Annotated in this window: 16 protein-coding genes; 15 read left to right on the forward strand and 1 reads right to left on the reverse strand. The window is 41.8% G+C overall.

Features of this window, described 5'->3' with window-relative positions; all coding sequences use genetic code 11:
* Positions 1 to 14: 14 nt before the first annotated feature.
* The 10 genes from nuoI to spoIID all read left to right on the forward strand — a co-directional run bounded on the left by nuoI (position 15) and on the right by spoIID (position 10636).
* Positions 15 to 434 (forward strand): NADH-quinone oxidoreductase subunit NuoI, encoded by a 420-nt coding sequence (gene nuoI / locus ACQ5H4_RS08435; protein WP_066057898.1) that lies wholly within the window; start codon positions 15 to 17, stop codon positions 432 to 434.
* Positions 431 to 952, forward strand: a complete 522-nt coding sequence (locus tag ACQ5H4_RS08440; protein ID WP_430774500.1) for an NADH-quinone oxidoreductase subunit J — start codon at positions 431 to 433, stop codon at positions 950 to 952. Before nuoI ends, ACQ5H4_RS08440 begins: the two co-directional genes overlap by 4 nt.
* Positions 949 to 1263 (forward strand): NADH-quinone oxidoreductase subunit NuoK, encoded by a 315-nt coding sequence (nuoK, locus tag ACQ5H4_RS08445; RefSeq protein WP_160545851.1) that lies wholly within the window; start codon positions 949 to 951, stop codon positions 1261 to 1263. Before ACQ5H4_RS08440 ends, nuoK begins: the two co-directional genes overlap by 4 nt.
* An 89-nt stretch (positions 1264 to 1352) precedes the next feature.
* Positions 1353 to 3221, forward strand: a complete 1869-nt coding sequence (gene nuoL / locus ACQ5H4_RS08450; protein WP_430774501.1) for an NADH-quinone oxidoreductase subunit L — start codon at positions 1353 to 1355, stop codon at positions 3219 to 3221.
* Entirely contained in the window at positions 3218 to 4714 is a 1497-nt protein-coding gene (locus ACQ5H4_RS08455; protein ID WP_430774502.1) for an NADH-quinone oxidoreductase subunit M, read from the forward strand. The genes nuoL and ACQ5H4_RS08455 overlap by 4 nt, the downstream gene beginning before the upstream one ends.
* A 6-nt stretch (positions 4715 to 4720) precedes the next feature.
* Positions 4721 to 6238, forward strand: coding sequence for an NADH-quinone oxidoreductase subunit NuoN (gene nuoN, locus ACQ5H4_RS08460; protein ID WP_430774503.1), 1518 nt, complete (start codon positions 4721 to 4723; stop codon positions 6236 to 6238).
* 462 nt (positions 6239 to 6700) lie between these two features.
* Entirely contained in the window at positions 6701 to 6952 is a 252-nt protein-coding gene (locus tag ACQ5H4_RS08465; RefSeq protein ID WP_430774504.1) for a DUF1146 family protein, read from the forward strand.
* Positions 6953 to 7109: 157 nt separating this feature from the next.
* A complete protein-coding gene (locus ACQ5H4_RS08470) occupies positions 7110 to 7856 on the forward strand; it encodes a YwmB family TATA-box binding protein (protein WP_430774505.1) in 747 nt (248 codons plus the stop codon).
* 32 nt (positions 7857 to 7888) lie between these two features.
* A complete protein-coding gene (murA, locus tag ACQ5H4_RS08475; protein ID WP_430774506.1) occupies positions 7889 to 9196 on the forward strand; it encodes a UDP-N-acetylglucosamine 1-carboxyvinyltransferase in 1308 nt (435 codons plus the stop codon).
* A 417-nt stretch (positions 9197 to 9613) separates the two neighbouring features.
* Positions 9614 to 10636, forward strand: coding sequence for a stage II sporulation protein D (gene spoIID, locus ACQ5H4_RS08480; RefSeq protein ID WP_430774658.1), 1023 nt, complete (start codon positions 9614 to 9616; stop codon positions 10634 to 10636).
* Position 10637: 1 nt separating this feature from the next.
* On the opposite strand, the gene ACQ5H4_RS08485 is transcribed toward spoIID, so the two are convergent.
* On the reverse strand, positions 10638 to 11030 hold the full coding sequence (locus ACQ5H4_RS08485) for a VanZ family protein (protein WP_430774507.1): 393 nt from the start codon (positions 11028 to 11030) through the stop codon (positions 10638 to 10640).
* 123 nt (positions 11031 to 11153) lie between these two features.
* Here ACQ5H4_RS08485 and spoIIQ point away from each other — a divergent pair, with 123 nt between their 5' ends.
* The 5 genes from spoIIQ (at position 11154) to ACQ5H4_RS08510 (ending at position 15421) form a co-directional block, all read left to right on the forward strand.
* Entirely contained in the window at positions 11154 to 12059 is a 906-nt protein-coding gene (spoIIQ, locus tag ACQ5H4_RS08490; RefSeq protein WP_430774508.1) for a stage II sporulation protein SpoIIQ, read from the forward strand.
* 209 nt (positions 12060 to 12268) lie between these two features.
* Positions 12269 to 13876, forward strand: a complete 1608-nt coding sequence (locus ACQ5H4_RS08495) for a gamma-glutamyltransferase family protein (protein WP_430774509.1) — start codon at positions 12269 to 12271, stop codon at positions 13874 to 13876.
* 14 nt (positions 13877 to 13890) lie between these two features.
* Positions 13891 to 14499, forward strand: coding sequence for a pyroglutamyl-peptidase I (locus ACQ5H4_RS08500; RefSeq protein WP_430774510.1), 609 nt, complete (start codon positions 13891 to 13893; stop codon positions 14497 to 14499).
* Positions 14500 to 14798: 299 nt separating this feature from the next.
* Positions 14799 to 14978 (forward strand): hypothetical protein, encoded by a 180-nt coding sequence (locus ACQ5H4_RS08505; RefSeq protein WP_430774511.1) that lies wholly within the window; start codon positions 14799 to 14801, stop codon positions 14976 to 14978.
* A gap of 140 nt (positions 14979 to 15118) precedes the next feature.
* Positions 15119 to 15421, forward strand: coding sequence for a DUF4212 domain-containing protein (locus tag ACQ5H4_RS08510; protein WP_340905894.1), 303 nt, complete (start codon positions 15119 to 15121; stop codon positions 15419 to 15421).
* The last annotated feature ends 34 nt before the right edge of the window (positions 15422 to 15455 follow it).

Genomic DNA, 15455 nt, shown 5'->3' on the forward strand with positions numbered 1-15455 from the left:
GAGGGTGAGTCAACGTGCTTGGATTAGCAAAAGGGTTAGCCTATACACTCAAGAACCTAACAAGGGAAAAAGTAACCTACGATTATCCAAATGAGCCGCTGCCACTTCCGGACCGGTTCCGTGGGATACAGAAGTTTTACCCCGAAAAATGTATCGTCTGTAATCAGTGTGCAGCCATTTGTCCAACCGATTGCATTCAATTGACCGGGAAAAAACACCCTGACCCTACGAAAAAAGGAAAAATCATTGATACGTATGATATCAATTTCGAAATCTGTATCCTATGCGATCTTTGTACGGAGGTATGTCCGACAGAGGCCATTATTATGACGAATAACTTTGAGCTCGCGGAATATAGCCGAGATGAGCTATTTAAAAACCTAGAATGGTTAGATGAAAACGATGAAAATATTCGGAAGGTGAATAAAGCATGACAGTTACGGGTGAATTAATCGCATTTATGTCGCTAGCGCTCGTTGCGGTCATTGGCGGCGTTCTGTTATTGAATTTAACGAAGGTTGTTCATATGATCGTGGCTCTTGTGTTCACCTTTGTGAGCATTGCGGGAATTTACGTGATGCTCTCTGCTGAATTTGTCGCAGCGGTTCAAATATTAATCTACTCAGGCGCCATTACCATCATTATGCTATTTGGGATTATGCTTACCCGTCATAATGATACGAGCGAACCAGAAGAAGGTTGGATTCGAAAGACTCTCCTTTTTATCGGTGTCCTTGGTTTTGCGGTTGTGATGTATATCGGGTTGTATGATTTAGATTTGGCCTCTGTACCAAATACTCTTCATGAAAATAATACCGAGCAAATTGGTGTGGCGCTTTACTCAAAGTTTGTCATTCCATTTGAAATCACTTCTGTCATCTTGTTAGTTGCTTTGATCGGAGCGATTGTGTTAGCGAAAAAAGATGATGAAAAGGAGGCGAATAAGGAATGAGTTCAGTTCCCGTTTCAGCCTACCTGACGCTTGCGTTAATTCTGTTTTGTATCGGATTGTACGGTGCATTAACGAAGCGAAATACGGTTATCGTATTAATTTCCATTGAATTGATGCTAAACGCAGTCAATATTAATCTGGTTGCCTTTAGTAAGTACGGTGCGAATCCAGGGATTACGGGTCAAGTGTTTGCATTATTTTCGATCGCTGTGGCAGCAGCGGAGGCAGCCGTTGGGTTGGCGATTTTAATTGCCCTTTACCGTAACAGAAAAACCGTTAATATGGATGAAATGAACACCTTAAAGCATTAAGAAAAATATGACTCGCTTATTACAGCGGGCCTCAATCAAACGCGCAACATACCAAAACCGGAGCGCGTTCTAAAAAGGGGATTGTGATATTGATGGAAAATGCATGGATCATACCGCTTTTCCCGCTACTATCATTTTTGTTCCTTCTTCTGTTCGGAAAAAAGCTAAAGGAAAACAGCGCCTATGTCGGTATCCTGCTAGTGGGTGTGTCGTTTGTTTATTCGCTCATCGTCTTATTTGCGCGTTTTACACAACCGACCTATAAAGCAGAGGGCATATGGCTTTCGATCGGAGATGTTCAACTAACAGCGGGTTTTGAAGTAAACCAGTTAAATGCGCTAATGCTCGTCATCGTATCTCTCGTTAGTTTGCTTGTACATACGTATTCAAAGGGATATATGCACGACGATGAACGCTTTCATGTGTTTTATGCGTATTTAGGATTATTTACGTTTGCAATGCTTGGTTTGGTTTTATCACCTAACCTTTTACAAACGTATATTTTCTGGGAATTAGTCGGGGTTGGTTCCTTCCTCTTAATCGGTTTCTATTTTTATAAGGAAGACGCCAAAAAGGCGGCAAAAAAAGCTTTTATCATGACCCGTATTGGGGATGTTGGCCTTTTTATCGGGATGATTCTATTATTCTGGCAGGTAGGAAGCTTTGAATATGATGAGATTTTTGCTGCGGTAGAGGCGGGCTCGATTTCTGCAGGCATGATCACATTAACGGCAATCCTGATCTTTATTGGAGCCGTTGGGAAATCTGGTCAATTCCCGCTTCACACTTGGTTACCGGATGCCATGGAAGGTCCGACACCTGTGTCAGCATTAATCCATGCGGCAACGATGGTTGCGGCAGGGGTATACTTAGTAGCGGCTTTATTCCCGCTTTTCACTGCGAGTGAAACCGCGTTAATGACCGTTGCTGTGATTGGGGCAGTTACCGCGATCTTTGCGGCTAGCATCGGTTTAGTTCAAACCGATATCAAACGGGTACTTGCTTACTCAACGGTATCTCAGCTTGGTTATATGATGTTAGCACTTGGATCGGCAGGCTATGTGGCTGGGGTATTCCACCTGATGACACACGCGTTTTTCAAAGCGTTATTGTTCTTAGCCGCAGGCAGTGTCATCCATGCCGTTCATACGCAAAACATTGAAGAAATGGGTGGCTTATGGAAAAAGCTTCGCGTCACTGGTCCATTATTTTTAGTGGGAACATTGGCGATTAGTGGAGTTCCATTATTCTCAGGGTTTTTTAGTAAAGATGAAATCTTAATTTCAGCTTGGGTTCATGGAAACACAGCATTATTTTGGTTAGCTGTGATCGCTGCTTTCTTTACGGCTTTTTATATGTTCCGTTTATTCTTCCTCGTCTTTACGGGTGAGGCTAGAAAAGAAATCAAAAATGTACACGAGTCACCTTCAGTGATGACACTTCCTATGGTGGTGCTTGGCGTACTGGCTGTGGTTGCTGGATATGTGAACACACCTTGGTTTGGGACATTTTTAGGCGATTGGTTAGTGGAAGGCAATGAAGCGCTTGGCCATGGTCACGTCGAAGGTCCAGCGTGGATCATGATTGTGGCAACACTAGTGTCACTAGCAGGAATTTTCCTTGCGTATCTTATGTATGGGAAAAAGTCTCTGTCACGCGATTGGTTATCCAGCCGTGCACCAGTGACGTACAGTGTTTTATACAATAAGTACTTTATTGATGAGTTTTACGAGTTAACGATTGTGAACATAACCAAGTTCTTTAGCTTGTTCCTCAAGTATATTGAAGTGTTTATTGTGGAAGGAATCATCAAGCTAGTCGTGGAAGCTGTCCAGATGTTTGGAAAAACAGGTTCACGCGTGCATAACGGTCAGATGCAAATGTACGGAACCGTTGCTTTCGTTGGCTTAGCTGTATTGTTTGTGATCTTTGCTGTAACAGGGGGGTACTTCGGATGAATTTGATGTTAGCACTCATCGTGTTTTCCCCGTTACTTGGGATTCTCGTTTTATCATTTATACCAAAAATGCAGGAGAGTTCCATTAAGCTAGTTGGGATTCTTGCCACTTTGCCAGCGATGGTTCTTTCATTGGCTGTTTTCTCTCAATATAAAAATGGCACAGAGCTGTTTGCGTACAATCTGAAATGGAACTGGATCCACTTTGGAATGAGTGAAGGAGTATTTGAAATTCCGTTTGAGTTAGGGATGGATGGCTTCTCATTGGTCATGGTTGTTTTAACAAGCATTCTTTCTTTGTTAGCGGCCATTGCTTCGCTTCATATTAAAAAAGAGTGGAAGGGCTACTTCATGCTATTCCTTCTCCTTGAAGTAGGGATGCTCGGAGTATTCGTGGCCGAAAACCTCATTCTGTTCTTCTTATTCTTTGAAATCACGCTCATACCGATGTTCTTTTTAATCGGAAAATGGGGTTATCATGAAAAAGAAAAAGCGGCTTATAGCTTCCTTATTTACAATGGACTTGGTTCAGCTGTCCTACTGATTGTCATTATGGTGTTGTTCGCTCGCACAGGAACATCCAATATTGATGTGTTGCAGCAATTGCTTACTGCAGATGCAGGTCATGCACGTATCACAGACAACGTAAAAATGGGGCTATTACTAGCATTATTAGTTGCATTCGGTGTAAAGCTGCCAATTTTTCCGCTACATACATGGATGCTACGCGTTCACGTTCAGGCTCCACCATCGATCGTTATGCTTCACTCAGGAATTCTTTTGAAGATTGGGGCATACGGGTTAATTCGCTTTGGAATGGGCATTTTTCCAGAACAATTCACCTCCATTGCTTGGTTGCTTGCCACACTCGGTGTTGTGAACTTGCTGTATGGTGCCTTTCTTGCACTGATTCAAAAGGATTTCAAGATGGTGCTCGCGTACTCTTCAATTTCTCATATGGGAATTGTGTTAATCGGAGTGGGAGCGCTCAATGAAGCGGGGATACAAGGAGCGATCTTCCAAGTGGTTTCTCACGGCTTGATCTCTGCCTTATTGTTCTTCTTAGTAGGAATCTTTTACGAACGTTTCCATACGTCTGAAATTACCAAGCTTGGCGGAATGGCAAAAGGAATGCCGATTGCAGCTGGTTTCTTATTAGCTGGAGCAATGGCTTCACTTGGTCTACCAGGAATGAGTGGTTTCGTAAGTGAGTTCATGGCATTTTTAGGATTATTCGAAGCCATGCCGGTACTCGCTGCAGTCGGCTGCTTTGGAATCATTTTAACAGCTGTGTACTTACTGCGAGCGGTGTTAGGGATGACATTTGGAAAAGCGCACCGTGAATTCACTAGCATATCGGATATTCGTTCCTTTGAATGGGCACCGGTTCTCGTGCTTGTGATGTTAATTGTGTTAATTGGTGTTTACCCAAGTGTACTAAGTGAACCACTACAAGCCACACTTGAGACTATCATGCTTGGGTTAGGAGGGTGATGAAGGATGGATCTTGAACAAATGTTATCGTATCAATGGGCAATTATGACACCGGAGTTCATCATCCTTGGTATTGCAACCGTCCTTTCCATCATGGACTTGTTCATGCCGAAAAACCAAGATCGAAAAATTCTTGGTTGGATAGCATTCACAGCTATTATTGCAGCGTTTGTCTCACTATTAGGATTGGTAGATTTAGAATTAACGAGTATTTTATATGATACGTTTCGCTTAGATTCATACGCAAAAGCATTTAAGTTGTTACTGCTCCTTGGTGCAGCGCTTGTTATGTTACTCGCAATCAGCTATGAACCAAAGGAAGGGATGAATGAATACAAGGGAGAGTTCTATTATTTGTTTTTAACCGCTTTGCTCGGAGCAATGGTTATGACGTCGAGCGGAGACTTAATCACATTATTTGTCGGACTTGAACTTTTATCACTTTCTTCTTATATATTAGCGGGCATTCGTAAAAAGCATCTTCCATCCAATGAATCAGCCATGAAATATGTCATCAATGGTGGAATTTCAACAGCTGTCACACTGTTTGGATTAAGCTATGTGTTTGGTTTAACAGGATCAACCAATTTAACCGAGATTACAGGTGTGTTATCAGCGAATTTTGATACACAGCAGATCTACTTGCTTGGGTTATCCTTTTTACTAGTATTTGTTGGTTTATCGTTTAAATTGGCATCGGTACCGTTTCATATGTGGGCGCCGGATGTGTATCAAGGGGCACCAACTCCAGTTACTGCGTTTTTAAGCGTAGTGTCCAAAACAGCTGGATTCGTGATATTGCTTCGTATTCTATTGACTGTATACGGGGCGGCACCATCTGGTTCGAGTACCGCATCATATCCAATGTTAATTAAGATGCAGGATTACATCGCACTGCTTGCAGGAGCGACGATGATCATCGGGAATGTGATTGCGTTACGTCAGCGTAATGTGAAACGACTATTCGCATACTCGAGCATCGCGCATGCGGGTTACCTATTGGTAGCGATAGCGGCATTGTCAGCGTTCATGTTTGACGCGATGTGGTTTTACTTAGGAGCTTACTTGTTTATGAATCTTGGTGCATTTGCCATCATTCAACTGATCAGTGGAAAATCTGATAATGAAGATATTAGTGCATTTGCTGGCCTTTATAAGCGTTCACCAATCTTGGCTGTTTCGATGGGAGTGTTCCTCCTTTCGTTAGCGGGAATTCCTGGAACAGCAGGCTTTATCGGAAAGCTGAACATCTTTATGGGAACGTTCTATGTGGATCCAGCACACTATGTGCTAGCATCGGTCATGATCGCCACGACCGTCATTTCGTACTTCTACTATTTTGGCATTTTTACACAAATGTTCTTCCGACCAGCAGCAACCGATGAAAAAATTCAACTGCCAGCTGGAATCATTGTCGTGTTAGTCATTACGGTCGCAGCAACGATTGTATTCGGTCTATTCCCGAATTTGGCGTTTGATTTCTTGCACAATCACTTCAACGGCTTTTCGGACATGTTTCAATAAGTAATAATGGGAGAAAAACTAGCAAGAGTTGGGGGACTTTTGCTAGTTACACAACACGGTAAGATGGGGTTTTAATAGAGGAAGCAAGAAGAGGGTTGGGGAACCCTCTTCTTTTTTATGTAAGGTTTTAAATACTGGGATGTGGGGAAAAGAGGGTTTTATGACGTGTTAGAGGAGAAAATTTAACTGGTGTGCGTCATAAAGATCCGTTTATGACATGAAATGATAAAAATCATGATACATAAGGTCATAACCATGGTTTTATGACGCTTCACGCGATTACCCATAGCTTGAATATGTCATAAAACCTCCACCGATAAAAATCCCTCAAAAAAATGAAACTTTTCCTGACCCTCATTCGTCAATAATGAGGTATGTGGTTCTGTTTTCGTTAAAAAAATGATACAATGAAAGGTAGGCTTGCCCAAAGACCAATTGTACAAAGGGAGAGAAGAAGTACCGATGATCGCAGAATTTGGACATCAAGCGTTGATTAGTATTATGTCGCATTTGTTTTTTATTGCACTTGCCTGGTGGGCGCTACAGTCCATTAATTACGAAAAACTACTAAGAGCGAACCATGTGTTACAAGCACGAGTGTTATTTATATTTTTATCCATTGTGATTGGTTCTACTGTTAGTAATTTTTTCCTGGATTACCTGCTTTGGTCACAACAACTACCACTACTCTTTCAAATGATTTGTAAAATATAGGTCTTCTGACATTTTTATTAGCGTCTAAATTTAAGTACAATTCTCTTTGTGTGTTACTGCACAAAATCTTACATAAGACTTGTCAAAAAGTGACGACAATTCCTAAGTATGACCTTGAGCTACCTGGTAACAATGGTAGTAAGGGGAGGAATTGTAGATGAAAAAACTTTCTTATGTCTTATTAATACTTTGCTTAACAGGTTTTGCCATTATAAACATTGGGAATAAAACGATAGTAGCTAAAGAACAGCTTGACTTACTAACACTTGCATCTGTCGTGGAAGGGGAACAAATTCCCATCACTGAATGGTCTCTACATGCAAGAGAGAAAATGGATCATTTAACCAGCCTTGAGGACGTGAAGGAGTTCGGTAACGACTTGCAAAAAAAATTTCCTGAATGGTCATGGAACGTGAATTCTAAAGCGAATATGTGGGAAGCTACAGGTATAAGCACCACTGACCATGGTCCAAAGGAAAAAATCCAAGTTTTAACAACCCTCACAAATCAGCACCCTCAAACGTATATCATTTATGAGGTGAATGACGAGAATTTTTCGCAACAAACCACACAATTTCTTGAAAAGGAACTACCATTGCTGCTCTCTGACATATTTCGAGGAAAACCAACAATTTTCTCTTGTATAAAAGGCGAATTCAGTGATAAGATGAATACGTCTTTGCCTGATACTGTCAATCAATTGCTGTCACAGTTTAAGGCGGAAGAGATCGAATCATTAGACGAAAATAATTTTGTATCAACATCGGCGTATTCGCCTATGTTGTCAGAAAGTTTAACAAGCAACCAGAAAGAAATGAATCTACAAGTAGGACTTAGAACGCAAGGATTGGGCGCAAAGACTACCCTAGTAGTTGGCACACCAATCATTACGATTGAATATTAATATAGAGAAAATGGACGCGGAGGGGAATACACTTGGAAAAAATCATCGTCCGCGGCGGAAGAAGGCTTAGTGGCTCAGTGAAAGTAGAAGGCGCTAAAAATGCAGTTTTGCCTGTGATCGCCGCAACATTATTAGCAAGTGATGGAAAATGCGTAATTAAAGATGTGCCGACGCTCTCCGATGTATATACAATCAATGAAGTGTTACGTTATTTGAATGCCAATGTTGGATTTAAAGATAACACGGTAACGGTTGATGCATCTGGAGTATTAAGAGAAGAAGCACCATTTGAATATGTTAGAAAAATGAGAGCATCTGTACTAGTAATGGGTTCATTGCTAGCTCGAAATGGCCGTGCACGAGTTGCATTGCCGGGTGGCTGTGCGATTGGTTCACGTCCAATTGATCAGCATTTAAAAGGCTTCGAAGCTATGGGTGCTAAGGTAAAAGTTGGAAACGGATTTATTGAAGCCGAAGCTCCAGAAGGTCGCTTACACGGCGCAAAAATCTATCTAGACTTCCCAAGTGTCGGTGCGACTGAAAATATTATGATGGCCGCGACTCTTGCCAATGGTACAACAGTGATGGAAAACTGTGCGAAAGAGCCAGAAATTGTGGACTTAGCGAATTTCCTTAACAAAATGGGTGCCAAAGTAAGAGGAGCAGGAACAGGTACGATTCGCATTGAAGGTGTAGACGTTCTATTTGGTTGCGAGCATCATATTATTCCTGATCGTATTGAGGCTGGAACATTCATGGTCGCTTCCGCTATTACTGGTGGAAATGTGCTTGTAAGAGGAGCCGTTCCAGAACATTTAACCTCACTAATTGCGAAAATGGAAGAGATGGGCGTTATTATTGAAGAAGAGGCGGACGGCTTACGTGTCATTGGACCAGAAAAGCTTAAAGCTGTTGATATTAAAACAATGCCACATCCAGGATTCCCAACAGATATGCAATCACAAATGATGGCATTACTTCTTCACGCAAAAGGAACAAGTATGATTACGGAAACGGTATTTGAAAACCGCTTTATGCACGTGGAAGAATTCCGTCGTATGAATGCTGATATTAAAATTGAAGGTCGTTCAGTGATTATGAATGGACCATCTAACCTGCAAGGAGCAGAGGTTGCTGCAACAGATTTACGTGCGGCTGCTGCGCTTATTTTAACAGGGCTAGTGGCTGATGGCATTACTCGTGTAACAGAGCTTAAGCATTTGGACCGTGGGTATGTTGACTTCCATCATAAGCTTGCAGCACTTGGTGCAGATATCGAGCGTGTGACAGAAGTTGTTGAAACAATCCAAGAAACATACGTTAGCGATATGAATGCTTAAATAAATATATATTCGAAAATGTAAACCGTAGAAGTATTCCATACTCTGCGGTTTTTTACATTTTTATTACATAAAAAAGATGACCACCTAGAATATTGTGATGCTTCCATGATGTTTTTATTCATGAAATTTGTATTCGAAAAGATTATTGTTAAAATCTTAAAGCAGATTTTAACGTGGAAATAGCTATTTTGCGCTGGAAAATTTAGTTTGCAGGCTCTTTTCTTATTAAATTTAAGCTATTTACAGCGGAAACTTAGCACAATCAATAAATTTATGTTCCAAAAAGCAATAAAGTATAAGTAAAGAACTTTCATGAAAGAAGAAAAAGTCATATTTGCTTGTCCAAGTCCATATGTATGAATGGAGACGGGACTACATATTCCTTGTTACCTAATGCGTACTGGAGGCACAAGCATAATGAAACTAAAACCATTTGTAATCGTATCCGCCATTCTATTCGTCGTCACACTCATGATTCCTACACTCGTCGTGCTCCCTTTTTCAGAGGGTAAGGTAAGTGGTAAACTTGGAGAGGAAACCGCTAAAGAGACGGTAGCTGAAGCACCACCAACGGGTCCGGCTGTAGAAGTTGCTGTCTACCGTACGGCATCAGAATCGGTTGAGACATTAGAACTCGATAACTATGTAACGGGCGTCGTTGCATCGGAAATGCCAGCCACGTTTGAACTTGAAGCATTAAAGGCACAAGCTCTTACAGCCAGAACCTATATCGTGAGACAAATGATCAGCTCGGAAAAGCTAGAGGTACCTGACGGGGCGATCGTGACGGATACGGTACAGCACCAAGTATTTAAAAATGAAGAAGAGCTTCGGAAAATTTGGGGCAAGGATTATTCTTGGAAAATAGAGAAGATCCGTAAAGCTGTACAGGAAACGAGCGGACAGATACTAACCTACGAGGGAAGCCCAATCGATGCAACGTTCTTTTCAACTAGTAATGGGTACACTGAAAATGCCGAATCAGTCTGGCAAGGGGCACTTCCTTATTTAAAAAGCGTTGAGAGCCCTTGGGATGTGAACTCAAAGGAATTTAACGGACAAAAGGTCGTTTCAGTGGCAGACTTTGAACGCTTGTTAGGAGTAAAGATTGGCTCAGGTGATACAATTGGGAAAGTGGTTGAACGAACATCCAGTAACCGAGTCAGCAAAGTGGATTTTAGTGGCACGGTTTTGACAGGGCAAGACATTCGTACGAAGCTGGAGTTGAAATCCACCGACTTTACGTGGGAGCGAAAAGGCGATCAAATCGTAATTAATACAAAGGGATACGGCCATGGCGTGGGTATGAGCCAATACGGGGCGAATGGAATGGCGCAAGAAGGCAAGAACTACGTAGATATCGCGAAGTACTACTATCAAGGAGTAGAAGTCGTATCATCAAACGATCTGCTCACGAAGATTACTGCCCAGAAATAAGCTAGAGCTTTTGCTCTAGCTTATTTTTTTTCAAAAGATAAAAACGGTTAACGGCATAATAAGCTACGGTGACACCAATGACGTCCTTTACAAGGTCAATCCACGTGGCGGAGCGGTAGGGAACGAAGGACTGGTGGATTTCGTCTAGTGCCCCGTACAGGCAAGCGATGATCGCAAAGAGTAGGCTCGTCTTTTTTGTTAGCTGACCATTTCCATATAGTGCAAGGGCGAATAAAAGATACAGAATACCGAATTCAACCAGATGTAATGATTCTTTAATGATACGATCGAGGGACAAATCAGTTAGTGCGACGAATTCGTCCGCCGGGAAGCTGGAAAGTGTCCAAATGAGCGCCATATATGCAAGGGGAAGGGCCCAAAGAAATTTTTTCATAAAACATTCTCCTATCATGAATAATTGTAAAAGCTTTGTCGAAAAATAAGTCTAAAAAATTTTTTTATCACAAGGTATATATTTCTCTCACATTGTTCAAACTGGTTGCTGAGGTGATGATAAATGAGAGAGGAAGAAAAGAAACGATCTTCTCAAGATTCAAATGTTAAGCGCTTTTTAAAGAAAAGATGGGCATTCCCAGCAATTTATCTAGGAAGCGCAGCGATCATTTTAACCGCGGTTTTATGGTATCAAAACGGTGCAACAGACTCAGACAAGTTTGGGTACAACAACGAGGCTACTGACGTTACAGACAAGAAGTTCAATGAGCCAGCTGTTGAAGTATCACGTACAATGGAAAACTTTGTAATGCCGGTAACAGATCCAAACAAAGTCGAAATTCAAAAGCAATTCTATGATAATAACGGCTCAGAAGAACAGCAAGAAGCAGCCCTAGTATTCTACGACAATTCATACCATCCAAACACTGGTATTGATATTGTGCAAAAAGACGGGGAAGCATTCGATGTTGTTGCAGCTCTTAGCGGAACCGTTACGAAAGTGGTTGATAACGATTCCCTGCTTGGAAATGTGATTGAAATTGAGCATGACAAAGGAATTGTAACACAATATCAATCAGTTAGTGACATCAAAGTAAAAGTGGGCGATGAAGTAAAGCAAGGTAAGTCAATCGCAACTGCAGGTGAAAGCCTTGTTAATGAAGAAGCTGGCGTTCACGTACACTTTGAAATTCGCAAAGATGGAGTCGCTCTAAATCCAATTGACTACTTCCAAAAGCCTTTAAGTGCACTGAAAGATGTTAATGTGTCTGATATGGAAAACAGCGGAAAAGATGATCCAAATGCAGTAGAAGAAGAAGAGGAAGCAACGGATGATGAAGCAGAAAAGAAAGCTGCTGAAGAAGAAGATGCGGACAAGTCTACTGAAAAAGAAGGAACAGATTCTGGTAAAGAAGAAACTCCTGGAACTGAAGAAGGAACTGACAGCACAGATAATTCTGATGCATAGGTTATGAAATGAGGAAACCCGCCATGTGCGGGTTTTTTTGTTGAGGAGAAGGAACTTTGTTATCAAATGTCCACCTGAGACGGACAAAAACCAAAATTTGTCCACGTGCGGTGACAGACACCCTAGTTAGCAATTTCTTAATTATTGGAAAAATTCAAAATCTATCGTATAATATTTCGAAAGACGAAGTTTAATAGGGGGAGTTTCATTTGTCATACCTTACATATCCGTATCGATCGCAGCGAATGGCGACGATTGCTAGAAATGGCATGGTGGCGACATCTCAGCCACTGGCAGCACAAGCAGGGCTAGATATGCTAAAAAAGGGCGGAAATGCCGTGGATGCGGCGATTGCGACAGCGGCGTGCTTAACCGTGGTTGAACCAACGTCAAATGGCATTGGTGGCGATGCCTTTGCACTTGTTTGGATCAAAGATAAACTGTACGGTTTAAATGGGAGCGGACCTTCCCCGCAAGGAATATCGATTGAAAAAATGAAAGAGCTTGGGCATGAACAAATGCCATCGCACGGCTGGATTCCCGTCACGGTACCTGGTGCACCCTCTGCATGGGCGGAGCTCTCCAAACGCTTCGGACGTTTGCCATTAACGGAAGTGTTACAACCGGCAATTTCATATGCACGTGATGGCTACCCAGTTTCCCCAACGCTTGGGAAGTATTGGGCTGGTGCTTATAAAATTTACCAGAAACGCTTTGGAAATGACCTTCCATACAAAGAATGGTTCCGCGTGTTTGCTCCAGATGGAAAGCCACCACAAATCGGTGAGATGTGGAAGTCGGAGGATCATGCAAATACCCTTCAAGAAATTGCCGAAACCAATGCTGAAAGTTTTTACAGAGGCCGATTGGCAGATGAAATCGACGCTGCTTCTAAGGCTCATGGAGGATTTTTACGAAAAGAGGATTTAGCAGCCTACAAAGCAGAGTGGGTCGATCCGATTAGTGTAAACTACCGAGGCTACGATGTGTGGGAAATTCCACCGAACGGACAGGGCTTGGTTGCGCTTATGGCACTCAATATATTAAAAGGCTACGAGTTTTCACATCGTGAAGATTTAACTGGATTGCATCTGCAATTAGAAGCGATGAAGCAGGCATTTACGGATGGGAAAACGTATATTACAGATCCAACCACGATGAAGGCAAGAGTTTCAGATATGCTCTCAGAGAAATTTGCCGAGCAGGCGCGCGAAAAAATCACAGACGAAGCTCAAATACCAGAACCAGGCACTCTTCCAAAGGGTGGAACGGTGTATTTGGCGACTGCTGATGGGGAAGGAAATATGGTTTCTTTTATCCAAAGCAACTATATGGGCTTTGGCTCTGGAATCGTCGTTCCAAACACAGGGATCGGACTGCAAAATCGTGGCCATGATTTCTCATTAATTGAGGAGGACGAAAATGCGCTTGCTCCTGGGAAAAAGACGTATCATACGATCATTCCTGGTTTTATAACGAAGGATGGCGAGGCAGTCGGACCGTTTGGTGTGATGGGTGGATATATGCAGCCACAAGGTCATGTACAGGTAGCGATGAATATGATTGATTATGACCTCAATCCACAAGCGGCGCTGGATGCTCCTAGATGGCAATGGATATCAGGAAAGAAAATAGAAGTAGAGCATGATTTCCCGAATCATCTGGTTCAGGGTCTAGTGAGAAAAGGACATGAGATGGTTGTTGCTCATGATTCTGGCGGATTTGGTCGAGGTCAGGTAATTGTTCGCAATCCAGAGACTGGCGTGCTTACGGGAGGTACGGAGAAACGTACGGACGGTAGCATTGCTAGTTATTAAGGGGAGACTTCTCTATGAAAAAGCTATTGTTAACGGGGTTTGAACCGTTTCTAAATCATCCGATCAATCCAACAGAGGACATCGTGTTAAGACTGGATGGAGCACAAATTGGTGATTACGAGGTGAAGGGGGTACTTTTGCCGGTAGATTTTGAAAAAGCACCAGTGACGATATTGGAAGCGGTTCGTGAGTTTGATCCTGATGCGGTCCTGTCGCTAGGCCTTGCTGCTGGACGAACGGAAATAACACCAGAGCGGATTGCCATTAATTGTCGCGACGGGGCAGCGGATAATAGCGGGAGAGCTTTAGTAGATTCTAAGATCGTTGAAGAGGGAGCGGACGGCTATTTTTCTACGCTTCCTATTCGGATGCTAGTGGATGCTCTTAATGAGAAAGCTTATCCTGCATCTATCTCCAACAGTGCGGGTACGTATTTATGCAACAATGTGATGTATACCGTTTTACATGAGTTAAACGAGAAGCAACTAAATATTCCAGCTGGCTTTGTACATGTTCCGGCCTCCCACGAACTTGTGATCGATGAGAAAAAAGCGATGCCAAGCTGGTCCTCAAGAGACTTGCATGAAGCCGTTAAAATAATGATTAAGACATTGAGCATGTGAGCTTTTCACATGCTTTTTTTATGTTGCCTTTTTGGTTGGGGTTTCTAATTTCAACATAGTGATAACTCATATGATAAACTCTTTGAAAGAAAAAAGTTTTCGACGGATGTTTTAAAAGGAAAGTATTGGTAATGCTGTGTTTCCTAGTTCTATCTTCAAATTTCGACAAGCCCTCTGAAAATTTAATGGCTAGTCTTACTTGACCAAGAGACAGTTTATGTAGATAATAAATATTGAATTTTCGTAAAATTTCAGAAAAGTAAAAATTGTTAACGCTTTCACATAAAAGGAGGCAAGAAATGATCTTTTTTGGCTTACTTCTCATCTCTGTCGTTTGTTTGTTTTTTGCATTTAAAAAGAAAAGACCCTTCTTCTTAGTCATTCCTTTCCTATCCATTTTCGTCTACTTTATCGTACAAATCATTCTAGTTCCTATGCCATTCATTGATACCATCAAATTTATCTTCAGCTTAAGCTAGTACGGTTGTTGGCTTTTTCTCGCATAACTGGCGGGTAAAAGTTCATATACATTTTTTTGAATAGAAAGGAGGATATGTTTTACAAAAAAACAGTTCATCTAGACACGCACAGGAACATCATTTTTCATGGGGGTGTAAGTGTGAAGAAAATTGATAAAGAAGTAGCCGATCGTTATTTCCGAGAAAGAACTCGCAATATTATTATTTATTTTATCGTCTGGTTTCTCGTTTCTTTTGGGGTGGTCTTTTTTGCTGAGCCACTAAGTCAGTATTCCATTAATGGATTTCCACTCCATTATTTCATGGGAGCTCAAGGGGCAGTGATTACGTTTATCATTTTACTATTTGTTAATGCGAAGCTTAGTGACAATGTGGATAAAAAATACGGAATTGATGAGAGCAAAAATGAACAAATCAGTTCTGGAAAAGTGTTTGAGCATTAAAGTGGAATGCTCGGGGGGTCTCAAATAGAAAAAG

This window comes from Bacillus coreaensis (assembly GCF_050586445.1).
Taxonomy (GTDB): Bacteria; Bacillota; Bacilli; order Bacillales; family Cytobacillaceae; genus Robertmurraya_A; species Robertmurraya_A coreaensis.